General features: G+C 70.2%; 19 protein-coding genes and 5 pseudogenes. 8 read left to right on the plus strand and 16 right to left on the minus strand.

All coding sequences use genetic code 11. The annotated features are described in order from the left end of the window. Positions 1-216 precede the first annotated feature (216 nt). Complete coding sequence (locus ACWCV9_RS36070) at positions 217-1,311, plus strand: hypothetical protein (RefSeq protein ID WP_450793064.1); 1,095 nt, start codon at positions 217-219, stop codon at positions 1,309-1,311. Between the two features lie 43 nt (positions 1,312-1,354). Continuing rightward, positions 1,355-1,861: a hypothetical protein gene (locus tag ACWCV9_RS36075; protein WP_450793066.1), complete on the plus strand. Its 507-nt coding sequence runs from the start codon at positions 1,355-1,357 to the stop codon at positions 1,859-1,861. A gap of 55 nt (positions 1,862-1,916) precedes the next feature. Here the strand turns inward: ACWCV9_RS36075 and ACWCV9_RS36080 are convergent, their stop codons facing one another. From ACWCV9_RS36080 to ACWCV9_RS36095, 4 genes and pseudogenes are all read right to left on the minus strand, one after another. After that, on the minus strand, positions 1,917-3,443 hold the full coding sequence (locus ACWCV9_RS36080) for an NHL domain-containing protein (RefSeq protein ID WP_450793068.1): 1,527 nt from the start codon (positions 3,441-3,443) through the stop codon (positions 1,917-1,919). Positions 3,444-3,991: 548 nt separating this feature from the next. Beyond that, positions 3,992-4,537 (minus strand): annotated as a pseudogene (locus ACWCV9_RS36085) (aminotransferase class III-fold pyridoxal phosphate-dependent enzyme); the annotation flags it as partial. Between the two features lie 377 nt (positions 4,538-4,914). Next, positions 4,915-5,166, minus strand: a pseudogene (locus tag ACWCV9_RS36090) (helix-turn-helix domain-containing protein); the annotation flags it as partial. After that, the gene (locus tag ACWCV9_RS36095) at positions 5,163-6,341 is read right to left on the minus strand and encodes a Cmx/CmrA family chloramphenicol efflux MFS transporter (protein ID WP_450793070.1); all 1,179 of its coding nucleotides are present in this window, start codon (positions 6,339-6,341) and stop codon (positions 5,163-5,165) included. The pseudogene ACWCV9_RS36090 and the gene ACWCV9_RS36095, both read right to left, overlap by 4 nt. A 648-nt stretch (positions 6,342-6,989) precedes the next feature. Between ACWCV9_RS36095 and ACWCV9_RS36100 the strand changes: the two genes are divergently transcribed. Beyond that, a complete protein-coding gene (locus tag ACWCV9_RS36100) occupies positions 6,990-7,712 on the plus strand; it encodes a hypothetical protein (protein WP_450793072.1) in 723 nt (240 codons plus the stop codon). A gap of 15 nt (positions 7,713-7,727) precedes the next feature. Here the strand turns inward: ACWCV9_RS36100 and ACWCV9_RS36105 are convergent, their stop codons facing one another. After that, a complete protein-coding gene (locus tag ACWCV9_RS36105; RefSeq protein ID WP_450793074.1) occupies positions 7,728-9,848 on the minus strand; it encodes a SpoIIE family protein phosphatase in 2,121 nt (706 codons plus the stop codon). 164 nt (positions 9,849-10,012) lie between these two features. Here ACWCV9_RS36105 and ACWCV9_RS36110 point away from each other — a divergent pair, with 164 nt between their 5' ends. Continuing rightward, the gene (locus ACWCV9_RS36110; protein WP_450793076.1) at positions 10,013-10,657 is read left to right on the plus strand and encodes a carbonic anhydrase; all 645 of its coding nucleotides are present in this window, start codon (positions 10,013-10,015) and stop codon (positions 10,655-10,657) included. A gap of 158 nt (positions 10,658-10,815) precedes the next feature. Here ACWCV9_RS36110 and ACWCV9_RS36115 read toward each other — a convergent pair. From ACWCV9_RS36115 to ACWCV9_RS36135, 5 genes and pseudogenes are all read right to left on the minus strand, one after another. Beyond that, positions 10,816-11,482, minus strand: a pseudogene (locus ACWCV9_RS36115) (L-threonylcarbamoyladenylate synthase); the annotation flags it as partial. A 127-nt stretch (positions 11,483-11,609) separates the two neighbouring features. Beyond that, a pseudogene (locus ACWCV9_RS36120) lies at positions 11,610-11,735 on the minus strand (carbohydrate-binding module family 20 domain-containing protein); the annotation flags it as partial. Between the two features lie 55 nt (positions 11,736-11,790). Next, positions 11,791-12,168, minus strand: a pseudogene (locus ACWCV9_RS36125) (carbohydrate-binding module family 20 domain-containing protein); the annotation flags it as partial. A 647-nt stretch (positions 12,169-12,815) separates the two neighbouring features. Next, positions 12,816-13,448 (minus strand): hypothetical protein, encoded by a 633-nt coding sequence (locus ACWCV9_RS36130; protein ID WP_450793078.1) that lies wholly within the window; start codon positions 13,446-13,448, stop codon positions 12,816-12,818. A gap of 970 nt (positions 13,449-14,418) precedes the next feature. Then, on the minus strand, positions 14,419-15,447 hold the full coding sequence (locus tag ACWCV9_RS36135) for a zinc-binding dehydrogenase (protein WP_450793079.1): 1,029 nt from the start codon (positions 15,445-15,447) through the stop codon (positions 14,419-14,421). Between the two features lie 367 nt (positions 15,448-15,814). Between ACWCV9_RS36135 and ACWCV9_RS36140 the strand changes: the two genes are divergently transcribed. Then, positions 15,815-16,717 carry a helix-turn-helix transcriptional regulator gene (locus ACWCV9_RS36140; protein ID WP_450793081.1) on the plus strand — a complete coding sequence of 301 codons (903 nt, stop codon included), beginning with the start codon at positions 15,815-15,817 and terminating at the stop codon, positions 16,715-16,717. Positions 16,718-16,821: 104 nt separating this feature from the next. On the opposite strand, the gene ACWCV9_RS36145 is transcribed toward ACWCV9_RS36140, so the two are convergent. Next, complete coding sequence (locus ACWCV9_RS36145) at positions 16,822-17,166, minus strand: hypothetical protein (protein ID WP_450793082.1); 345 nt, start codon at positions 17,164-17,166, stop codon at positions 16,822-16,824. A gap of 24 nt (positions 17,167-17,190) precedes the next feature. On the opposite strand from ACWCV9_RS36145, the gene ACWCV9_RS36150 reads away from it, so the two are divergent. Then, on the plus strand, positions 17,191-17,457 hold the full coding sequence (locus ACWCV9_RS36150) for a hypothetical protein (protein WP_450793084.1): 267 nt from the start codon (positions 17,191-17,193) through the stop codon (positions 17,455-17,457). Between the two features lie 116 nt (positions 17,458-17,573). On the opposite strand, the gene lspA is transcribed toward ACWCV9_RS36150, so the two are convergent. The 5 genes from lspA to ACWCV9_RS36175 form a co-directional block, all read right to left on the minus strand. Then, a complete protein-coding gene (lspA, locus tag ACWCV9_RS36155; protein WP_450793086.1) occupies positions 17,574-18,170 on the minus strand; it encodes a signal peptidase II in 597 nt (198 codons plus the stop codon). 311 nt (positions 18,171-18,481) lie between these two features. Continuing rightward, the gene (locus ACWCV9_RS36160) at positions 18,482-19,015 is read right to left on the minus strand and encodes a hypothetical protein (protein ID WP_450793088.1); all 534 of its coding nucleotides are present in this window, start codon (positions 19,013-19,015) and stop codon (positions 18,482-18,484) included. 211 nt (positions 19,016-19,226) lie between these two features. Beyond that, positions 19,227-19,670, minus strand: a complete 444-nt coding sequence (mscL, locus tag ACWCV9_RS36165; RefSeq protein WP_450793090.1) for a large conductance mechanosensitive channel protein MscL — start codon at positions 19,668-19,670, stop codon at positions 19,227-19,229. A 96-nt stretch (positions 19,671-19,766) separates the two neighbouring features. Continuing rightward, positions 19,767-20,027, minus strand: coding sequence for a hypothetical protein (locus ACWCV9_RS36170; protein ID WP_450793091.1), 261 nt, complete (start codon positions 20,025-20,027; stop codon positions 19,767-19,769). Positions 20,028-20,147: 120 nt separating this feature from the next. Next, on the minus strand, positions 20,148-20,294 hold the full coding sequence (locus tag ACWCV9_RS36175) for a hypothetical protein (RefSeq protein WP_385848290.1): 147 nt from the start codon (positions 20,292-20,294) through the stop codon (positions 20,148-20,150). A gap of 281 nt (positions 20,295-20,575) precedes the next feature. On the opposite strand from ACWCV9_RS36175, the gene ACWCV9_RS36180 reads away from it, so the two are divergent. Beyond that, on the plus strand, positions 20,576-21,763 hold the full coding sequence (locus tag ACWCV9_RS36180; RefSeq protein WP_450793092.1) for a spore photoproduct lyase family protein: 1,188 nt from the start codon (positions 20,576-20,578) through the stop codon (positions 21,761-21,763). 86 nt (positions 21,764-21,849) lie between these two features. Beyond that, positions 21,850-22,062 carry a helix-turn-helix domain-containing protein gene (locus tag ACWCV9_RS36185; protein WP_450793094.1) on the plus strand — a complete coding sequence of 71 codons (213 nt, stop codon included), beginning with the start codon at positions 21,850-21,852 and terminating at the stop codon, positions 22,060-22,062. The last annotated feature ends 341 nt before the right edge of the window (positions 22,063-22,403 follow it).

A 22,403-nucleotide genomic window follows, 5' to 3' on the forward strand; every position in this document is an offset into this window, starting at 1 on the left:
GGGTGACGGAAGGCGAATCCGAGATCGATTTCCCCACAACAGAGGGAAATCAGCGAACCTTGATCACTCGAATGAGTGTGACATACAGATACACCTTCCCGGCCCATTATGCGGCATGCTAATTTCGACCGCCGAAGACATGGACACAATTATGTCCATTATTCACCTACCTTTTCAGCCGGTGCGGTTCGGCCGGAATTAGTCGAGGACGGGTAGATGCCTTCCACCGCATACAGTCTGGTAGACGCCAAGCGTCAGCCGCTGACGAAGAAGAACCTGCGGGAACTCAACATCGAGCAGTCCTGGCAGTCGATCATGAACCACCCCAACCTGGTCTACGTCGACCCCTCGGGCGTGAAGCACAAGCCGGTCGGATTCTCCGTGAACAAGTCGAGTTTCGGCAGCTTCACCGGGACCGCGTTCCAGCTCGGCTGGCTCGCCTATATGAACCTCGGCGAGCCACTGATCGAGGTGCGGGGCGACATCGGTCAGCCGCCGCCCGACACATTCTCCACGCGCTCCTACGTCAACCGCAGCCAGTCCGAGATGACGTTTACCGACTCGGTCGACTTCACCGTTTCGAACGGGGTGACGTGGTCGCTCCACGGGGATGCCAAGCTCACTTTCGGCGGCAGTATCGGCGCCTCGCTCCAGTTGCAGTTGCAGAACCAGCTGCGCCTGGATCTTCAGTCTCAGCTCCAGGCGTCGTGCCAGAACGGGACGGCGAACAGGAACTCGAACACGGTGACCAACAAGAACAGCAAGGACAGTGTCGGGGTCGACAACGCCAACACGAGCGAGACGTCCGCGAGCAGCTCGGCGACGAACTCCTCGTCGAACGGGATGACCAACTCGGTGGGATTCACGACCTCGGGCAGCGCCACCGGCAACGCGTCGCTCAACGCCCAGCTGGCCCTGGGCATCGCGGCCACAGTCGGGGGTTCCCTCAACACCAGCTGGGCGTCGAAGTCGCAGATCTCCGGCAAGGTGCCGGCGAACTCCCGCGTGCAGACGATCGTCACGCAGCGGCGTACCCGCAAGCAGTACACCTACGAGATCCCGGTGACCTTCTCCGGTCTGATCGCGGTGCAGTACGCCGTGCCGGTGGCGGTCCTGTCTCCCCCGCAGCCTGGCACCTATCCCGGCCTCAACGGGGTCGTCGCCCGCGACATCAACGACATCGACCTGACGCCCGGTGGCTTCCGCATGAAGGGACTGGCCGAGGTCGTCTCCGCCCTGGACGTCCACCACGCCATGCTCGACGTCGAGAGGCTGACCGTCAGCCAGCAGTCGCTCTACAAGCAGCCCTGACCGCGCGGCACCGCCGCCACGACGACGACCAGAGGTGACGATCATGGTGTTCGACAACATCTTCAACTCCGCGGGCAAGGGCGCGAGACTCTTCTCCGTGACCACCGACAGCACGAAGCCCCAGCCGGGCGAAGGTGTCGACTTCGAGGACTCCGACGACAACACGTATGACGACACGAGTACGAGCCTGTTCAACAACGCGATCCACGGCGCCTCCTCGCGCTCGAAGGTCGTGCAGGAGACGTCGCCCGAAGCGCGGGCCGTCCTGGGCTTCCTCGGCTCCCTCATCCATACGACCCAGGCGTCCGCCGGCGCGCAGTCCCAGTACGCCCAGGATCCCGGCTCGGTCACCAAGGCGGCCTCCGCCGGCATGCAGGAGGCGAGTGCGACGGTGAAGGAGTACGGCGACCTCCAGAAGGACGAGGACCTGGAGGGCAGGCCGAAGAAGAGCGACTTCACGAAGCCCCCCAAGACCCCGGACGCCCCCAAAGCCCCGGATGCCCCCAAGGCGCCCAAGGCTTCGGCGGAGAAGCCGTCCCGTTCCGAGTAGGACCGCAGTTGCGGGGGGGGCAGGGACGAGGCCGTCCCTCCCCCCCTCTTGCGCGCTATACGGGGAGCAGCTGCCACTGACGGCCCTGGTGGTCACCGTCCGAGCCGTACTGCCTGATGACGGTGCGGGCGTTGGTGTCGACCCGCAGCAGCAGACCACTGTGCCGGTTGGCGATCTCGTAGACCCGCGGCAAGCCGTTCACCGGGCCCACCGGAATCAGCCTCCAGTGCTGGTGGTGCGCGTCGCCGCCCTCGTAGACCCGCTGCGCGACCGCCGCCCCTGCCCTCTCCTGCGCGTCGGCGACCTCCAGGACCTTGCCGCTGCGCACGTTCTCGATCCGGTACAGGATCTCACCGTCGTCCTGGCCCGAGGCGATGAGCCGCCAACGCTGGTGGTTCCTGGGTGAGGCGAGCAGTTGGTGGATCTCGGCCCCGTCCTTGGCCGACTCCTGGTGGACTCCGAGCCGCAGCCTGCTGCGGACGTTGGCCCAGGAGACCACCGCGCCCGACTCAGGCAGCCCGGCCATCTTCGCCGACGTGACCTTCCGGATCCGGTTGTTGAGATGGTCGGTGATGTAGAGGGTGTCGACGCAGTCCACCGCCACCTTGCGCGGGCCGTTCATCTGGGCCGATGCGGCAGGGCCGCCCTCACCCCCGTAGCCGGGGGTGCCTGTGCCAGCGACCGTGCCGATCTTCCCGTCAGCCGTGACCTTCCGGACCCGATGGTTGCCGTAGTCGCAGATGTAGAGGGTGCCGGCGCTGTCCACCGCCACCCCTACCGGGGAGTTCAACTTGGTGGAGACGGCAGGGCCGTCATCGCCGCTGAAGCCCGCGATGCCCGTGCCGGCGACGGTGCCGATCTTCCCGTCAGCCGTGACCTTCCGGATCCGGTGGTTGGCCTGGTCGGCGATGTAGAGATCGCCCGCACCGTCGACCACCACTCCGTGCGGGCCGTTCAGCTGGGCCGAGACCGCCGGACCGCCGTCACCCCGGAAGCCCGCGGCACCGGTCCCCGCGACCGTACTGATCACCCCGTCAGCCGTGACCTTCCGGACCCGGTGGTTGTAGTACTCGGCGATGTAGAGGGCACCGGTGCTGTCCACCGCGACCCCCAAGGGGAGGTTCAGCTGGGCGGCGGTGGCGGGACCGCCGTCCCCCCGGAATCCCGCGGCACCGGTGCCGGCGACCGTACTGATCTTCCCGTCAGCCGTGACCTTGCGGATCCGGTGGTTGTTGGTGTCAGCGATGTAGACGGCGCCGGCCTTGTCCACGGCCACCTCACGCGGGTAGTTCAACTGGGCCGCTGCGGCAGGGCCTCCGTCTCCCTTGAACCCCGCGGCGCCGGTCCCCGCGACCGTGCTGATCTTCCCATCCGTCGTGATCTTCCGGACCCGGTGATTGCCGTGGTCGGCAACGTAGATGGTGCCGGTACTGTCCACCGCGATCCCGTACGGGCGGTTCAACTGAGCCGATACGGCGCTCTCGTTGTCCCCCGCGGACCCCGCCGCCCCCGTTCCCGCAACCAACTTGATCGGAGGGGGTGAACCATCACGATCCGCGTCCGCTCCCTGGGGAGTACTCATCCGTCATCCCTTCACCTCAGCCCGCTCATTACCAGCGGTTGCCACTCGACTCCAGCAAGTCACAGGGTTGCGAGGCTCGGCAAGATCACTTCGGGGTGATTGCCGCGAGGAGGGTGGCGAGAGCACGAACCGGCACGGCGCTCGATCCCAGCCGACCCCTCCCCACCTGGGATTTTCGTGTTCCCAGGGGGAGGCGCCGGGCGCGTGTCGCGGCCTGGCGCACTCCAGGAGGTCGTGGCAGCCGGGGCGGTCGCCCTGTTACCGGGCCCGGCGGACACACGTGAGGGTGCCGTCAGACAGCCGTACTGGACTACCGTGGCGGAGCCCGGGTCAGGCCGTCGGGTGCCGGACGCCTGCCACCGCCGCGACGGCCTCGTCGAGTACCGCGAGCCCCCGCTCCGACTGCCGCTCCGTACGGGTGAGCGGTGGCAGCAGTTTGACCACCTCCTCCTGGAGGCCCGCGGTCTCCAGGAGGAGCCCCCCCCCCGGTACGCCGCGTCGCAGACCTCTCGGGCCGCCCCCGGGCGGTCGAGGGGGAGCCCCCAGGCCAGGCCCCGTCCGCGTGGGGCGGCGAGCCCATGATGGCGAGCCGTCTCAGTGAGAAAGCGGCGCACCTGTTCGCCCAGCTCAGCGGTCCGGGCCTGGAGCGCGCCGTCGGCCCAGAAGACTTCCAGTGCCCGGGTGGCGGTGACGAACGCCGGGTTGTAGCCCCGGAAGGTGCCGTTGTGCTCGCCGGAACGCCACACGCCGTGGTCGGAGCGCATGCGAGTGAGGGCCATGGGCGTCCCGTAACCGCTGACCGACTGGGAAAGGCAGATGATGTCGGGGACGACTCCCGACGTCTCGAAGGAGAAGAACGGGCCGGTGCGCCCGCAGCCCATCTGGATCTCGTCGGCCACCACCAGGGTGCCGTGCGCCCGGGCCCACGAGGGGCCCGGCCACCGGCACCACGGCCGACTCCTGCCGGCAGACAGCGGCGGCGCTGAAGTTCCAGTTGGTGGCGGGTTCACGCCGCCGCTGCCATCGGCGTGAGCGGGAGCAGCCAGGGCGAGGGCGGCCGTGGTCGTGAGCGAGAGAGTGATGATCTTCTTCATGGCCGGGTCGACGAAGCAGCCGCGGATCGGTCACCTCTCGCGGCCGGGGGAACCGGCTGGCCAGAGCACGGCAGGGCTTCTCCGGCAGTAAACCGGCTCCCCGTGCCTGGCCACCCTTACGAGTGAGGGTGGTTGGCCGTCAGGAGTAACAGATCTTGTGTCACCGGTCGGGCACCGATAGCCATGCGCCTGTCAGGGCCGCCGTCCGACCGTCCGACGGAGCAGCCACCAGCCATGAGTACCGCCCTCACCGTAATCCCGCCTGGTGCCAAGACTGCAGCCACTTCCATGCCGTCCAGCCCGCAGACCACCGGCCGCCCGGCCCTCACAGCCACGGGCACCATCACGAGCGGGCCGCAGTTCTCCGACCATCAGGCCGCCGCCAGTTGTCCCGCCGCAGCCGCTCGATCCGTTCGATGACGTCGGGTGCGGTCTGGTGAGCAGCGCGGGACGCTGGAGCGGTCCCGCAGCCCGGCCTCGCCGTGCGTGTCGTACCGGTTCTACCACTTGGACAGGCAGGCGCGGGAGACGCCGGCCTCGACGGCCACATGGGCGGTCGGACGACTGCGGCAGCGCTCCACGAGCCTTCGGCGTCCCTCGATGTTCAAAGGGGCGTTCGCGTGTGTCACTGGAGCACCTCGGCGCTTCGGCCCGCCGCGACCACCGTGCGGAGGGGGAACGCGATGAGCAGCGCGGCAGCGACGAGCAGTCCGCTTGCCCACAGCGGCCCCAGAGCCCCGACCGCGGTACTGAGAGTGGCCGCGGCAAGGAGGGGACCGGCGGCGGCGCCGATGTTGAGGGCCGCGGTCGCATACGAGCCGGCCATGGTGGGGGCTGCGGCGGCCTCGTAGAGGACCCGGGTGATCAGTGTGCTGCCCAGCGCGAACGACAGCGCGCCCTGCACGAACACGAGGGCGAACAGGGCGACCGGCTGGTGGGCCAGCATGGCCAGGGCCAGCCAGCCGAGGAGCAGCAACGGACCACCGACTGCGATGACCAGACCGGGACGCTGGTCGGACAGCCGGCCGGCGACGGTGACGCCGACGAAGGAACCGGCGCCGAAGAGCACCAGCGCGACAGAGATCCACAGCTCGTCCAGCCCGGCGGCGCCGGTCACCACGGGGGCGAGGAAGGTGAAGCTCGCGAACGTCGCCGCGTTCACCAGCGCGCCGAGCAGCATCACCAGGATCAACCGCGGCCGGGTGAGCTGGGCGAGCTCTGCTCGCAGGACCGGCCCGCCGGTCGCCTCTGCCTTCACACGTCCCGGGGGGATCCCCTTCAGGATGCCGAGAGCTGCGGGCAGGCAGAGAGCGGCGACGGCCCAGAAGGTGGCCCGCCAGCCGAGCAGCGTGCCGAGTACCGACCCACCAGGGACACCGGCGATCGTGGCCACCGTCGTGCCTGACAGCAGCACACCCAGCGCACGTCCCTTCTCATGGGGCGAGACCAGCGTGGCGGCCGCCGTCAGAGCGACGGCAAGGAACCCTGCGTTCGCGAGCGCGGCGACGACCCGGGTGGCGAACAGGACCGGGAAGCTGGTGGTGAGGGCGCTCACGGCGTGGGCTGCCGCGAAAGCGAGGATGAATCCGAGAAGGCTGGAGCGCCTGGGCCAGTTGCGGGCAAGCGCGGCCACCAGGGGGGCGCCGACGATCATGCCGATGGCGAAGGCCGAGGTGAGCGCGCCTGCTGTCCCGACGGTGACGTCGAGATCTGAGGCGACGTCCGGCAACAGGCCGGCGAGCATGAACTCCGAGGTGCCCATGGCGAAGACCGCCAGGGCAAGCAGGTACAGCGGGAGAGGCATCGAGTGGCTCCGGGGTGAGGAGAGGCACGAGAAGGTCATCTCGTCACCGCGGCCAGCCCCAGGGGCACACGCGTCCCACCGCAGATGCGGCACGACGACAGGGCTACGAGCTCAGGGGTTCAGGGGGCTGACGGTGTGACCGAAAGCCCCCACCTTGTCTGACTCAGGACTCGACATGGCCCGCACGCTACCCGACCGATGCCCGTCGAGGCACTTCGGTTTCACCGGCATTGGCCTGTGTCACCAACGTCATGTCCCCCAACACCAGCCAACCTGGCCGCTGCGGACTGGTTCGAGCCCTTCCGTCCCGACCAGGTACGCGACCCCGATCGCGGCTTGCGCCACGCGTGACGTCACCCAGGCTGCCCGGCCCCTCGGAGGGTTTCTGACAGCCAAAACGGTGGACGGCGGCCCCCGGCCCGCCGGCGCTCCGGCTCAGCCAAAGGCCCGAAAAGCCGCGCGGGGCCGGCTGGACGGTGCGGCATGGCCTGGCGCGCTACACATGGGCCCCGCGCACGCTGGCGGCGAAGCCGGGCTGGAACCACATCACCTGCGCGCTCGGCGAGGCGATCCGGTGGATCCTCCAGAGGCGTGTGCACCCCCGCACCGGGCCGGGCGGCACGGTGTGGTGGACAACCCCCCGCGTACGTGGAACTGGCGGCCGCCGGTTCAGGGCTGGAGGCGGACACCGAGGCCGCCGCGCGTGCCAGGGCCGCCGAGCAGGCACGCGGTTGTGCCGCCGCGCATGCTGCTGCCGCCGAACAGCGGCTGCAGGAGGCTTTGCTGCAAGCACAGGAACGGCAGGCCGAGCAGGAACGTCAGGCCGCGTTCCTCGGGCACGCCGGTATAGACGCCCAGGTGTGGCCCGCCTTCACGCAGCTGGTCCGTACCGTCTCCGGCAAGACGGTCGAGTACGGCGGCCAGAGCCATGGCAACGGGCTGCTCGTCTACAGCAGGCCCCACCCGGGCCGCGAGTTCCGGGTCGCCGGTGTGGTGTGCCCCGATCCCCAAGCAGTCGCCCAGTGGCCGGCAGAGCCGACGATCCTGGTGCCCGGACACTCCTGGCTCGCCCGCATCCAGGCCGCCACCCGTACCCCGCTGAAAGCAGCGGTCCTCAACCCGCTGTCCAAGCGCTGCGTCTTCCTGCGCATCGCACCGGCCCCGAGCCCGCGATCTGTCCGCGGAGCACCGGCCGGGCAGGGCACCGGACAACGGGCGGGTGAACCGGGTGCGAGCCAGTGGGCGTCCAGCAGGGCGGTGGTCACAGCTTCCGGTGCGGGCTCCATGGTTGCGGCACCGAGACGACATGCGGTCAGGCAACGCTCCTGGGGTGGACGCCTGGCGCGGGATTCGGTACGGCGGACACCCTGACGCCGGCAGGACGGATCAGGTGGATGGGGCCGGCCGGAGCAGGAGCAGGGCGACGTCGTCGGTGCGTTCGTCACCGGCGCGCACCGCTGTGGTGAGGGTGTCGGCGAGGGTGGACAGGTCGGTCGGTCCGCCTCCCAGAGCGTTGGCGAGGGCGGTGATGCGGGCATCCAGCGGTTCGTCGGGAGTTTCGACGAGGCCGTCGGTGAACAGGGCCAGCACCGCCCCAGGCGGTAGGGCGAGGGTGTGGGTGGGGTAGATGGCACCGGGGTCGATGCCGAGCAGCAGACCGGGCTCCAACTGCACGATGCTCGTGATGGCGTCGAGGCACAGGAGCGGTGGCGGGTGGCCGGCGGTGGCCAGGCACACGGTGTGGGCGGCGAGGTCGATACGGGCGTACAGGCAGCTGGTGAACAGTCCAGGATCGAGGTCGCACAGGAGCTGGTTGGTGCGGGTGAGGACCTCGTCGGGGGCGGCGCCGGCGGTGGCGTGGGCGTGGATAGCGGTGCGGACCTGGCCCATCAGGGCGGCGGCAGCCACGTTGTGGCCCTGAACGTCGCCGATGACCGCCCCGACGGTGGTGGCGTCCAGGCGGATGAGGTCGTAGAAGTCGCCGCCGATCTCCATGCCATGCGTGGCGGGGAGGTAGCGCGCCGCCACCTCGAGACCGGGGACGTCCGGGAGGGCGCGCGGCAGGAGACCGGTCTGCAGGCTCTGCGCGAGGGCGTGCTCAGTGTCGTAGAGGCGGGCGCGGTCCAGCGCCTGGGCGATCAGGCCGGCCAGCGAGGTCAGCGCCGCCCGCTCCTCCGGCGCGAAGACGTGAGGCTGGGCGAAGGCCAGGACACAGGTGCCGACCGGTTTGCCGGAGGCGATGAGCGGCAGGAACGCCCATGCCGCCATCCCGTCCTCCCGCTGAGCGCGAGCCGGGAACGTGCGCTCCAGGTCATTGCGGGTGGAGAAGAAACCCGCCACCCCTTCTGTCAGGGCCCGCACCCCAGGGGTGGGCGAGGTGAGCGGAGTGCCGTCGAAGAGGTCCATAACCTCGGCCGGGTAGCCGCTGTAACCCACGATCCGCAGCCGCCCGCCCTCAGCGACCAGCACCGTCAGTCCCTGTGCGCCGAACGCGGGCAGCACCGTGTCCGCCACCACCCGCACCACATCCTCGGCCCCCACCGCCTCGGTCAGCGCGCCGGCCAGATGCATCAGGTGGTACAGCGCCCCCACCCGCGGCGGCGTGCCGAGGGCTGTGCCGGCCTGGGACGGCTCAGCGGCGACTACGGCGGCCGGGCCGGCTGTGGGGGTGATGCGCACGCTGATTCCGGTGTCGTCGGGGAACAGCTCGAAGCGCAGCCACACCCCGTCGGGACGCTGGGCGGTGAACGAGGTGGGATGACGGCTGATCACGGCTGCGCGGTAGCGGTCTTCGTATACCGGGTCGTCCAGCCACGCCAGCGCTTCCCACGGCAGAGCGCCGAGCAGCCGCTGCTCCCCGGCGCCCACCAGGCGGGCCGCGGCGCGGGTGATGAAGGTGATGTGGCCGTCCAGGTCGAGCGCGACGCCGGGCTCGGGCAGCCGCTCGGCGTAGCCCGCCGCGACTTCTGCTGCCGCCGGGGGTGCGGGGTCTTTGGTCATGGGGCGTGCCAGGGTGCGCGCGGCCGGAAGTGGGGCCAGCGGCTGTCCCGTCTGCTCGGCCGCGGCCAGCACGTGGCCGAGGAACGCGCACACCGACGCGATGCCGGCCCTCACCGCGGGCACCAGGTCGTGCCGAGGCCCGGGCCACAGCAGCAGCAGTGCCCCCACCACCGCCCCGTCGTGCAGGATCGGGGCACCGGCGAGTGCGAAGTGGTAGGGCAGGACGAGCGCAGCGCGCGGGTAGCGGCGCGCCAGCTCCTCCTGGGAGTCCACCCACACCAGGTCCCGGACGTGCACCGCGTCGGTCACCGGCACCGGGTAGGCGAGGGAGACCCGCTGCCACGGCTGAGCGAACTCGACCGGCAGCCCGGTCATAACCTCCAGCGTGAGCACCTCCTCCCCGGGAGCCAGCACGTACACCCCGGCGGCGTGCGCGCCCAGGTCCCGCACCGCCTCGGTCAAGAGGTGGTCCAGCAAACGCCGCCCCAGCCCCGTGCCCTCGGACAACCGCTCCTCCCTCCAGCCGGTGCGACGTGATCCGGCGCGGCTCATACGGCCGGACAAACAATCACTTTACGGGACGATATTGCGGGTGTGGGGGCGGTGCGTGATGCCGTCCACGGTGTGGGCCTGGGGCAGCCGCGGCGGGTGCTGCCTCGTAGGCTGCCGCCATGACCGAGAAGATCCACACGCCGTCGCCCCGCGACGCCTTCGAGCTGCTCATGGCCGGCAACCAGCGCTTCGTCGCCGGCACGCCCGAGCACCCGAACCAGGACGCCGTCCGTCGCACCGAGACCGCACCCTCCCAGCAGCCGTTCGCCGTGCTGTTCGGATGCTCCGATTCCCGTCTGGCCGCTGAGATCATCTTCGACCGCGGCCTGGGCGACCTGTTCGTGGTCCGCACCGCCGGTCACGTCATAGGGGCGGAGGTGCTCGGCTCCATCGAGTTCGGCGCTTGTGTCCTGAACGCGCCGCTCGTCGTCGTCCTTGGCCATGACTCGTGCGGCGCCGTCGCCGCCGCCTGCTCCGCCCTGGAGAACGGGCAGACGCCGGGCGGCTTCGTCCGCGACGTCGTCGAACGGGTCACCCCGAGCGTGCTGGCAGCCCGCGCCGCCGGACGCGAGAGCGCCGAGGAGATCCTGGCCGAGCACATCGAGCACACCGTGGACCTGCTGCTGGAACGCTCCCGGGTCCTGGCCGAGCGGGTGGCTGACGGCCGCCTCGGCGTGGTGGGCCTGTCCTACCGGCTGGCCGCGGGCAGCGCCCAGCTCGTCGCCGCCCGCGGCCTCGACGTCGCGGGTCCCGCCGCGTCCTGACTGGACCCCGCTCACCCGGAAGATCGCGGATCCAGCCCGCGGCCCCGCCCGAGCCGGTAGGGCCGCGGGCTGCCACGTGCGGAAGAACAGGAGAATCTCAGGCGAGGATCGGCACGCGCCCGGCAGCCCGCCCATCAGACGTGGGTGCTCGGGGGTGGTCAGACGGTCGTACGGGGCCCCGCGGCGCGGCGGAGCCGGTTGGCGATCGCCAGGCCCAGCCCCTCCTCCGCCAGCAAGGACGCGACGATGCGGTCGCATCCCTTCTGGTCGAGTTCGCGCAGGAACCCGTCCAGGCCGCGCGCGTAGGCGGCCACCGAGGCGGGCACCTCCACCGCGGCGTGTGCCCTCACCGGCGCCCCGGCGAATGCGGCGGGGAGGAAGACGCCCACCCGGTGCCCCAGGCCGGAAGCGACTTCCGCTTCGGCGACGACCCTCTCAGGCTCGACCAGGACGAACCGCGCCCGCGGTGCGTAGTGGGACGGGTGCTGGCCCGGCACCCGGACGTGACTGGTCGCAGGCGCAGCGAGCGGGTGCCCCAGCACTGCTTCAAGGTCCTCACGGGTATCCCCGCCGGGTCGCACGATGGCCGGAGTCTCACCAGTGACGTCGCGAGGGTGGACTCGACGCCGACCTCGCAGCGGCCGCCCTCCAGCACGAAGTCGACGGCGTCGCCGAGCTCGGCAAGGACGTCGTCCGCCGCGGTTGGGCTGACTGGCCGAAGCGGTTGGCGGACGGAGCCGTGATGCCGCCGCCGAACGCCTCCAGCCGCGCGAGCGCGAGCGGGTGTCCCGGCATACGCACAGCGACCGTCTCCAGGCCGCCGGTCGTCCAGCAGCACCTGGGCACCGCGGCGCCCGCTGTCGGCGCGTCAGCGCCAGGTGTCGTTGATCGTCAGGGTGCCGTCGGGGTTCTTCTTCAGGTACTTGTACTGCACGGTGGTGTTCGGCGGCAGTTAGTGGGTGCCGGACCACAGGGGGTGGGTGCTGGGGCCGGTGGCCAGGGGGAGGGCCTTGGCGGGGTCCCAGTTGCCGAGGTCGGGCAGGTTGCCGGTGACGTAGAGGTTCTGGCCCCAGTGGGTGGTGGCGGTGGCCTGTGACCGGGCTGACGTTCCAGCTGTGGTCGGTGCCCGACGTGTCCCCGGAGACGGCCAGGGTGCGGTTGGGGGTGCTTTCCCAGGTCACCGTGCTGTTCGGGGAGCGTTGGAGGTACTTGTACTGCACGGTGGTGCCGACGGGAAGCCGGATGCTGGCCGCCCAGTGCGGGTACGCGCTGGCAGTCGTGCCCAGGGGAATGGCTCTGGCCGGGTCCCAGGAGCCCAGCTGCGGAGTCCTGCCGGAGACCAGGAGCGTCCCGCCTTCCGTGGTTGCCTGCGCGTGGAAGGTGACGGAGGTGTCCTGGGTTGTGGCTGCACGGGCGTGGGGCGCCGTGCCGGCGAGCAGTCCGGCAAGGAGCACAGCGAGCATGAGTATCGGCCGCCAGGCGGCCGATACTCGGCTATGTGTCGCGAGCATGGCATGTCCTTCTGTGTAAGAGTCGGCGGGTGCCCCGCCGAGGGGCGTCCCTCTCCCCCGCCGGCCCGCATCCCGAAACAAGTGGGAGTCGCGCGGCGGCCGATGTGGGCTTCGTGCAGCAGGAGGACACCGTGGCTGACGAGTCAACGCATGTAGCCTCTAGCGATCCCCGGGCGGTTCACCACTGCCTGACCGCCACGTAGCCCCCTTGCGCCAGGAGCCGGCTGGCTGTGGTGGTCAGATTCGGGTGCCAGCGCCGCGGACGTCGATTGCTGCGGGCAGTCCTTCCTCCGCCGCTCAGACCTGGGGCACCACCTTCGATCCTGCCCAAGCGGGCTGGCAGCCGTATGCCGCCGCCAGCCCGGAAGTCCTGGACGCAGGACTGCCGAGCATCACCGTCCCCGCAGGGAAGGCGAAGGGCTCCCACGCCCTTCACCATGCTTGTCGCGAAGGTGGGCCTCACCGGTCCCGACCGCGCTACGACGGCACGCACAGCGCGAATGGTCGGCGTGGCCGTGCTTGCCGGGGTATCCATCGCCGACAGTGCTCGCGGAGCAGATGACCCTTGCGGCGGCCGTCCTCATCCTCCGGCAACCCAATGCCCAGGACTACCCCGCCCCCCTCATCCCGCTCCGCCCCGCCGGCGATCAGGCCCCGACCACCGCGATGTCGTGCGGCGACCGCGGATCGATTTCGTAGTGGGTGCCGAACTGGCTGCTGAAGCCGATCACCCGCACCCTCTGCCCCTGCTTCAGGCCGGAGACGTCGATGCCCGTCTGCACATTGACGAAGACCGGCACGAGGCCCGAACCGTCGTCGACGGGCAGCTTGTACCCGTAGGGGAGGTCGCTCGTGGGTGCTTGAGTGATCCTGCCGACGACCTTGACGAGCCGCCCCTCGGTGGCCTCTCCGACCCCGGCGGTGCCGACCCGTTCCGGTTTCACCGGCCGGCCCTCGTGACCGAGCTCGACATCGGAAGGATCGGCCGGGACCAGGGTCAGCAGTCCGGAGCTGTCCCGCAGCGTGCCGGTGATGCGTGCGCGCTGACACGGGTACGCATGCACCTCGCTCTGCAGGCTGACGTAGATACCGGCGGTCCTGTCCTGGAGCCCGAATCCCTTGTCGCCGAAGCTGGATTCGAAGGCACCGGAGGGAGTCGTCACCGAGCCCGCCACGGTGACCACTGTCCCGACCGGCAGGCCGCGGGCCTGGGCGATCGAGATCGTCTTCGCCTGCGGTGCGGCAACTGCCGACCCGGTCCCCAGCACGGGCGCCGCCATCAGGGCGAGCAGGGGTGCGAAGAGCAGTATGAGAAGCCGACGGGTCAGACCCATGAATGCAGCGTCCTTTCCGAAAACCGATACCTCCCAAGTGTGCGTGCACGCTGCGCACTTCACACACGCGCCGACCGTCGAGTGACGCTTGGTCAGGGCCGAACGCTGTGTGTAAGTGCCACCTGGAGTGACAGGTGCGGCAGTCATGGTCTTTTTCCAGGGCGTGTTCGGGCGATCACGTGACTGCCCAGACCTGGGTCGGCTCCGGATGTGGCTACGGGGACAGAACCAGCCTCATCGGTCACCGGATGGCGCGAGCGCCAATGAGCCCCACGGGGCGGCTGTCAGGAAGGCGCCTGCGTCTGAGGGCCGGGGTGGAGGTCTACGCGCGAGCTGGCGAAGGAATCGTGGCGTCTCTGTCCTGAGGCCCCAATCTGTGGCTAAGGGGTCAGGAGCCGGCGCCGTTTACAACGCCGTCTTCACTCGTGCGGCTAATCAATGATCTTGCCCCGGCTATGACCGTACGTGATGCCTAGCCTTGCTGTGAAGGAATGCCTGGCCCGCCATCGAACGCGACACCGCTGGGCCCGGAACCACCCCGACACCCTCACTGCCCGGAGCAACCTCGCCTCCTGGCGGGGGGAGGCGGGGGATGCGATTGATGAGCAAGATCGGTAAGTGGCGGCGCGCGACCGGTTCGCCACGGGGTATAGCGGTGTAAGAAAGGCGATGTGTTCGAGAACTTGCAGACAGAGCCCGTTCTCACTGACGTAGCCACGGTGCGGTGCCCGGAGTGGTAGGAGGGGTCTGGTCTCAGCGTCCGCCGGGGTATCCGGCGGGACTTCCCGGTGGACGAAACCAGTCGTCCCAGGGGACGAAGGCACTGCCGACCACGGCTTCCTTGCCCACCAGGGCCTGTTCGTCGCCGGGATCGACGGTGGCACCGCGGGATGTCCTTCACCGGAGGGCCGGGGAGTCAGGGGCGGATGAGGGCCTTGAGGACCTGGCGGTCGGCCATGGCCCGGTAGGCGTCCGGTGTCCGGTCGAGGATGAATTCCTGGTCGAAGACGCGGCCGGGGGTGATGGTGCCGTCCAGGACGTCGGGCAGCAGTTCCGGGATGTAGGCGCGGGCGGGGCTGGCGCCACCGGTCTGAGTGATGTTGCGCATGAACTCGGCCGGACCGATCGGTCCCTGCTCGTACTGGGGGACGCCCAGGCGGCTGATGGTGCCCCCGTCCAGGACCGCCCCGAGTGCGGTGTCGAGGGCCTGGCGGGTGCCGACGGCCTCGATGACCTTGTCCACGCCGCCCGTCTGCTCGCGGATGCGAGCGATGCCCTCCTCGCCTCGCTCGGCGACCACGTCCGTGGCACCGAACTCACGGCCCAGGCCAGTGCGGGCCTCGTGGCGGCCGGCGAGCACGATCCGCTCGGCCCCCAGCCGCTTGGCCGCGATCACTGCGCACAGGCCGACCGCGCCGTCCCCGACCACCAGCACCGCATCTCCGCGGCCGACGCCGGCGGTGACGGCGCCGTGGTGGCCGGTGGTCATCACATCGGAGAGCGCGAGCAGCGACGGCAGCAGCGCGGAGTCGGCGGCCACCGGCAGCTTCACCAGGGTGCCGTCCGCGTACGGGACACGAACGGCTTCGCCCTGCCCGCCGTCGACGCCATCGAAGCCGTACCGGCCGCCGTTGCGGCAGGAGATGTGCAAGCCCTTGGCGCAGTAGTCGCAGGTGTTGTCGCTGTAGGTGAACGGGGCGACGACCAGATCACCGGTCTTCAGGCCGGTCACGTCCGCGCCGGTGTCCTCCACGACGCCGAGGAACTCGTGCCCCATGGGGCGGCCGGTGCCGGTGGCGGGCATCGACGCGTAAGGCCACAGGTCGCTGCCGCACACACAGGAAGCGACGACGCGAACCACGGCGTCGGCCGGCTGGACGATCTTCGGGTCGGGCCGGTCCTCGACGCGGACGTCACCGGCTCCGTACATCACTGCTGCACGCATGAAAGGTGTTACTCCAAACGAGAGGCGGGGGGCGCCACGCGAGGCGCGGCGTGCCAGGATTGGGGTCAGCGTTCGAGCATCTGCGCCTGGGCCTCGGTGTGGGGGTCGCCGACGGCGGGCGGCAGGCTGGAGAGCTTGTTGAGCTGCTCGGCGGTCACCCTCTTCCGATCATGGTGTCACCTGGTCTCTCACTGGCGTCCGGCCCGGCAGGTCGTGCCGGTTGAAGTCCGGGCGGAGCGAGGGGCCGACGTCTTCCTCATTCACCTTCGCCCGGATGGCTCGGGTGTGGCAGGGCGGGCTCTTCGGGGGTAATGACAGGGCCCCCCTCCGCCCGCGCAGCGGGTGCCCGGCGGGTGAGACTGGAGTCATGACTTCGACGAGCGCGCACAGCGAGGGCGCCGAGCTGGGCCGCTTCCTGCGTGCCCGCCGCACCCAGACCAGTCCCGAGCACGTCGGCCTCACCGTCGGCGCCGGTATCCGCCGTACCCCAGGGCTCCGCCGTGAGGAGCTGGCCACCCTCGCCGGGATCAGCATCGACTACTACGTGCGCCTGGAACGCGGCAAGGAGACCCGCCCCAGTCCCGCCGTCCTCGACTCCCTCGCCCGTGCTCTGCACATGGACGACCAGGAGCATCAGCACCTGCGTGAGCTCGCCGCGCGTGCCGCCCGCTACGCGCCCGAGCCACCGCCGGCCCCGAGCCGTACCGTGCGCCCCCACCTGAAGCTGCTGCTGGAGTCGCTGCGACCGAACCCGGCCTACGTCATCAGCCGCAGCATGGACATGCTCGCCTGGAACCCCGGCGGCCTCGCCCTGTACGCGGGCCTGGACGACTGGCCGGCCAAGCACCGCAACCTCGCCCGCTACCTCTTCCTCCACCCCGCGGCCCGCGACCTTTTCACTGACTGGGACCGGCAGATCACCGGCTGCGTCGCCCGCCTGCGCGCCGTCGCCGGCACCGCCCCCGACGCCCCCGACCTGACCAACCTGGTCGGCGAGCTCCTCCTCAAGAGCCCCGACTTCGCCCGGCTGTGGGAACGCTACGAAGTGACCGGACGCAAGCCTGCTCACAAGACGTTCCGGCATCCCCAGGGCGGAACGCTCACGCTCACCTCGCAGTCCCTGCACGTGGAAGGCACCCCTGGCCAGCGCATCGGCGTCTATACCGCCGAGCCCGGTAGCCGCGACCACGATGCGCTGCTTCTGCTCGACATGACTGCGCCACCTGCCGACAGCCCCACGCAGCGGGACGCAGCGCGTCGACAGAGCTAAGTGCCCGGCCGTACTGCGGCAGGAGCAAGTAGTCGGCCACTGACCGGTGAGGGTCCGCGGGTGTTGAGCAGACCCAGGTGGACGGTGCACTTCGTGAGCCGCGACTACCCGTGCTTGCGACGACGCCTTCCTTCCTGGACGCGGTGCCCGGTGATCTGGTGGCATGGCTGGATGAGGAAGGACCGCCAGACGGCCTGCCCTTCCCCCTGTCGCCGCGGTTCGAGCACGACGGCGCGCTCCACGCGTACTTCCTTCAGGCGAATCTGACGGGTCCGTGGAACAGCAACGCAAATCGTGCCAGAGCCCTGGCCCGGTTCTTCACGTTCCCGCATACCGCGCGCGGTGGGCAGCCGGTCGGCGCCCACCAGGTCGAGCACCGCCGCCTCGTCGCCGCCCTGGTAGGGCCGCACGGACAGCGGTGTCGCCGCACGGGGTGTCGTGACCGCCACGGGCAGCTTCCGCTTCCTCGCCGGATGTCCTCTCTCCAGCCTGCCCCGCCCGGCGCCCGCTCCTTCGTCCTGGACGAGGTCGGCGTCATCTACCTGATGGCGATCCGCGAGTGGGCCACACACGCCCCTGCGACCGCCGTGCCGGGAATCGCCCGCATCATCGCGCACTTCGTCGGCCAGGTCCTCGCCGACGCACCCAAGGACGTCGTCCAGGCTCTACAGGCACTGTGCGATGAGCTGGTGGAGCGGGCCCGCGCGGTGGTGGACACCGTGGTGGCGCTGCACCGGTGACCGCACCACCGGCGCGGATGTGCCTTCGGGCTCGACGTGCATGCAGCCGGAGCCCTTACCGAAGGGGACACCGGGCCCGCGCTACACGGCAGTCGAGCGCTCAGCTCTTGAGCATCTCATCGCGGAGCGAGAATGCTCCGGCCCTGCCGATCGTGCGGGGGCGAGCCGTCCAGGGAAGTGCCCAGGAACGACAGGGGGACCACCAGGGCACCGCCGCAGACAATGGCCGAATCGGCCAGGTTGAACACCGCGAAGTGCTCAACGGAGATGAAGTCGACGACGTGCCCACGGAAGACGCCGGGCGCCCGGAAGATCCGGTCAGTCAGATTGCCGAGCGCACCCCCGAGCAACAGGCCCAGAGCGACAGCCCACCAAAAGCTCCGAAGCCTGCGTGCGACACGCGCGATGACCAGGACCACCGCGACCGAGATCGCCGTGAACACAGCAGTGAAAGCCTGGCCCGAACTGAAAGCCGCACCCGCGTTACGGAACACCTGAAGCGTCACCACGCGGCCTGCTATGGCAACGGGCTCCCGACCTTCCAACCGCGAGACAGCCACAAGCTTGCTGCCGAGGTCCAAAGCATAGGTGAGAGCGGCCGCCACCAGCAGAGCGGTCACAGAGCCCTGAGCCAGTACACGCTCATCAACACCAGGCGTTGCTGGCTCGGGCTGGGATTGCGAGGCATTGTCGGTAGAGATGATCTGCTCCATGGATGCCGAGCCGCCCTGGACAAGCCCACGTTACAAGAGCCTGTCGGGGGATCCGACGCAGTTCCGTGACCGACGGACCGGCAGCAGAGCCGTCCGGGCCCGGGCCCAACCACGGCAGCCCGGCCGGCTCACGCCGACGACCGTGGCCCCGACGCCGGGCGGGAGCCACGGCCGTACGCAACACAGTGCCCTGTCGTGAGGTGACCATGAACACCGGCCACGCGTCACTGCACCCAACGCACCACCGAGCAGAAGGTCACCGCCGCTCCGCCATCGGGGAGGGCAGTGCGGTGACACGCGACAGCCGCAGATCAGGCAGAGGTCGCGGGAACAGCGCGGGCCAGCGGGACGAGGTCGGCGTACAGGGCGGCGTGCAACGCGGCCGCCAACTCGCTGGCCCGCCGCTCACCGTCGACGTCGTGCAGCACGAAGTAGACAGGACCAGCAGAGGAGTTGGGGCGGATCAGCCGGATCATCGCGTTGCGAAGCGCGTCGTACACGCTATCGTCGACCTGTAACCCGGGGCGATGAGCGTGTCCGCCTTCACCGTCCACGGAGGGGCTGGCGCTCCAGGCCGACACATACCGCGCGCTGATGCTTGGCCCGCTGGTATGCGGCGTTGAAGGCATCGACGCCTGTTGCGTCCGGGACCAGGCTGGCAGGGCACGGAACGGGCAGCGGCTGCATGAACAGCATCGTGCCAGGCAGCGCACAGGGGCCGGACCGACCCGCACCGCCGTCCGGGCCGACTGCACCTCGCGCGAGGTGAAGGTGGCGGCGGAGCCGGTGACGACGCCGACCAGGTGCACGACCTCGTCCACGGTCGCCATCTGCGCGTCCAGCACCGCGCAGGAGGCGAGAAACCGCAGACGAGACACCTCCCCGGTCGCGGCGGTGATCCGCTCCGAGAAGTGCCTGGACGCCTGGCCCGTCTCCGGCAGGCCCGCAGACCAGAGGGCGGGGATGCCGAACGCCGGCGCCGCGGCTGCGGGGGCACCCCGGCCAAGGGTTGAGAACCGAAGTTGTCCGGCTGTCACCGCTCGATCAGGAGTCCGGTCACCCGGCCCGCTGAGTTGTCTCCCCGGCCTGGGCGGGCACCGCGGGCAGGGGGACGGTGCAGGAGGCGCAGCGTCGGGCCTGGGCCGGGACGGGGCTGAGGCACTCGGGGCAGTCCCGCTTGGGGGCCTGGACGTCGTGGTGGGGAGCGAGACGCTCGTGCAGCTTGTTGATCGGGAGGACGACGAGGAAGTACAGGGCGCCGGCGATGAGGAGGAAGCTGATCGCCGCGTTGATGAAAGCTCCGTAGGGGAACGTGGTAGCGCCTACGGTGAAGGTCTTGCGGGCCATGTCGCCGGTGACACCGGTGGCCAGCCCCACGAGCGGGGTCAAAAAGGCGGTGACGAAGCCGTTGACGACTGCGGTGAACGCCGCTCCGATGACGATGCCGACCGCCAGGTCGACCACATTGCCGCGCAGGATGAAGCTGCGGAAGCCCTTCACCTTTTCACCCTCCTAGGGCCATGACGTCGACGGGCGGCAACCCCGGCTCCTCACCCGGATGCCCTGCCACCTCTCACCCATGCGTAACGCTGGCGCTTATGCCGACCAGGAAGAGAACCGGTTCGATGCACGTCGATGCGCCAGTTGACCCAGCGCGGAGCGCACCAGCGAGATGTTCATCTCGATGAGCGTGTTGCGGGCGTACTGGTACTCGGCGGCACCTTCCTCGAGCACCGTGAGCCGCTGGAGGAACAGCTGGGTGAGGGTACGGGCGGCCTCAGGGGCAATCCTCTGCCGGTCGGTGATCTGCGGCAGTGGCGTACCGGTGTCCGGCGTCGTGCCCACGCGCGTCGCCATCTCGAACCTTCCCTGATCGTGCCGCCCGCTCCGTCCTTGGCGGGCCGTTACCCGGCGTTGCGCGAGTCATGACTCCGGCGTACGGCAAACGTGTCAGCCGTCACTTCCGGCGCGCCCGCGTCACCGGCGGGAACGGAGCCGCTCGAAGAGGCGCTGGGCCTGGGCGCGCCGACGCGGGTCGGCGGCCTGGCGCCGTATCTGCTCCATGGTGCGGCGCCCCTGCGGGCTGCGCGCGAACTGCTTGATCCGTTCCATCACGGTGGCCATGACGCTCCTTGTCGTCCGTCGGGTCGCGGGACCGCAGGGCGGTTCCGGGGCGCGTAGCACTCGTCTACCCGGCCGTCGCGCGTTCAGCCGGGCAACGGACACCGCTCTGCGCGCGCCTGACGGCGTGGCACCGCCGCCCACGCGCGTCACCGCGTGACGCAGTCCACCACGCGCCCGTGACCGCGTGCCGCCGCGCCAGGCGCGTGAGCGTCCTACGGTGGACCCGACCAGCACCGACACACACGCGCCGCAACGGCCGAGCCCCAGCCCGGAGCCCTTGGATGACGCACGCCGCAGCGGACGACGGCTCCGACGCCCTGTTCGGCCTGGAGGCCCTGGGCGCACCCGGCGCCGCGCAGCCCGACCGAAGCCGGGGTTCGGGGGGCCCCGCGTTCCGTGCCAGTGCCACGGCCCGTCGGCTGCTGCCCGTGCGGGAGATCTACGCCGAGCCGGCCGCCGCCGCCTCGCCCCGTGGCCGACGGATCCTGGACCTGTTCCCGCAGGGCCGCCTGATCGAGGTGGCGTCCCACTGGGGCATCCCCGGGCTGCACGGCAACGAGGGCAACGTCGAGCGCTGGATCCGCGTCAAGGGCGAGACCCTGGTCCTCGGCGAGAAGAAGACCCTGACCACCCGTCCAAACGGCCGCTCGGCCGACTGGATCGCCCCGGGGCCCTCCAACGGCTGCGCGATGGCGTGCGCGTACTGCTATGTGCCGCGCCGCAAGGGGTACGCCAATCCGATCACCGTCTTCACCAACATCGACCGGATCATCGCGCACCTCGGCCGGCACATCGCACGCCAGGGCAGGAAGCCCGAGCCGAACCAGTGTGACGACACGGCCTGGGTCTACGACATCGGGGAGAACGGCGACTGCTCGGTGGACGCCCTGATCTGCGACAACACCGCCGATCTGGTGCACGCCTTCCGGCACTGGCCCACGGCCAAGGCATCCTTCGCGACCAAGTTCGTCAATCCCGATCTGCTCGACTGCGACCCGCGCGGCCGTACCCGGATCCGGTTCTCCCTGATGCCGGCGGAGGACTCCCGCCTCCTGGACCTGCGCACTTCGCCGGTCGCCGACCGCGTCGCGGCCGCCGGGGACTTCCTGGAGGCCGGCTACGAGGTGCACTTCAACCTCTCCCCCGTCGTGCTGCGCCCCGGCTGGCAGGAGGCATGGGCCGAGCTGCTGAGACACCTCGACGATGTGCTGCCTGATCCGGTCAAGCGGCAGGCGGCGGCCGAGGTGGTCATGCTGACCCACAACGAGGACCTGCACGAGGTCAACCTCGGCTGGCACCCCCGCGGCGAGGAACTGCTGTGGCAGCCCGGCCTCCAGCAGGCCAAGCGCTCGCAGAACGGGGCCCTGAACGTCCGTTACCGCAACGGTGTCAAGGCGGAGGCGGTGGACGCCCTGCGCAGGCTCGTTGCCACGCACGCGCCCTGGCTGCGGATCAGGTACGCGTTCTAGCCGGGAGCGGACGCCGGATCGGCGACATGGATCGCGGCGAGTCGGGCAGCCGGTGATCACATCCGACGTCGCGAGAGGAGATCGTCGTGGACAAGCGGAAGTGGATCACGGGTACGGCGCGCAGGGAGCTGGCCGAAGTGATGAAGAAGGAGTACGAGGAGGGGCGCTCGATCCGCGTGATAGCGGAGGCTCACGGCCGCTCGTACGGCTTCGTGCACCGTGTGCTCGGTGAGGCGGGCGTGCCGCTCAGGAGCCGGGGCGGCGATGTACGCACCCACGCTGCCCGGTCGGCGGACTGACGGCGGCCGGGCCGGGCGCCGAGTCCGACGGGCAGCCGGACCTGGGTCTCCAGGCGGTCGCCGGTGCGCACCATGAAGCCCTCGGCGCTGTCCTTTGTGGTCAGCAGGTCCCTGTCCCACAGGCCGTGGGACCGGCGCGTGGCCCGGAACGTGCCGGTGCGGGAGTCGGCGGGGTCCGCGGTGACGCCGCTCCGGCGGGCAGCGGTGGTTCACCCGAACGTGTGACCTGCGCGGGCCGGTCGCGTCAGCGCTCGCCGCTTCACGCCCCGGTGTCGATACCCGTGACCACGGCCGGGCCCAGGACTGCCGCGCCGTCGTCCAGGCCGACGGCGTTCAGCGCG

This window comes from Streptomyces sp. NPDC001606 (assembly GCF_053596835.1).

Coding starts and splice junctions, on each gene's coding strand:
- ACWCV9_RS36150 (WP_450793084.1), top strand. CDS start 17,191: ATGTCCTCTCTCCAGCCTGCCCCGCCCGGCGCCCGCTCCTTCGTCCTG.
- lspA (WP_450793086.1), bottom strand. CDS start 18,170: ATGGAGCAGATCATCTCTACCGACAATGCCTCGCAATCCCAGCCCGAG.
- ACWCV9_RS36135 (WP_450793079.1), bottom strand. CDS start 15,447: ATGCGTGCAGCAGTGATGTACGGAGCCGGTGACGTCCGCGTCGAGGAC.
- ACWCV9_RS36130 (WP_450793078.1), bottom strand. CDS start 13,448: ATGGCGGCGCCCGTGCTGGGGACCGGGTCGGCAGTTGCCGCACCGCAG.
- ACWCV9_RS36080 (WP_450793068.1), bottom strand. CDS start 3,443: ATGAGTACTCCCCAGGGAGCGGACGCGGATCGTGATGGTTCACCCCCT.
- ACWCV9_RS36070 (WP_450793064.1), top strand. CDS start 217: ATGCCTTCCACCGCATACAGTCTGGTAGACGCCAAGCGTCAGCCGCTG.
- ACWCV9_RS36075 (WP_450793066.1), top strand. CDS start 1,355: ATGGTGTTCGACAACATCTTCAACTCCGCGGGCAAGGGCGCGAGACTC.
- ACWCV9_RS36110 (WP_450793076.1), top strand. CDS start 10,013: ATGACCGAGAAGATCCACACGCCGTCGCCCCGCGACGCCTTCGAGCTG.
- ACWCV9_RS36095 (WP_450793070.1), bottom strand. CDS start 6,341: ATGCCTCTCCCGCTGTACCTGCTTGCCCTGGCGGTCTTCGCCATGGGC.
- ACWCV9_RS36170 (WP_450793091.1), bottom strand. CDS start 20,027: ATGGCGACGCGCGTGGGCACGACGCCGGACACCGGTACGCCACTGCCG.
- ACWCV9_RS36180 (WP_450793092.1), top strand. CDS start 20,576: ATGACGCACGCCGCAGCGGACGACGGCTCCGACGCCCTGTTCGGCCTG.
- ACWCV9_RS36140 (WP_450793081.1), top strand. CDS start 15,815: ATGACTTCGACGAGCGCGCACAGCGAGGGCGCCGAGCTGGGCCGCTTC.
- ACWCV9_RS36175 (WP_385848290.1), bottom strand. CDS start 20,294: ATGGCCACCGTGATGGAACGGATCAAGCAGTTCGCGCGCAGCCCGCAG.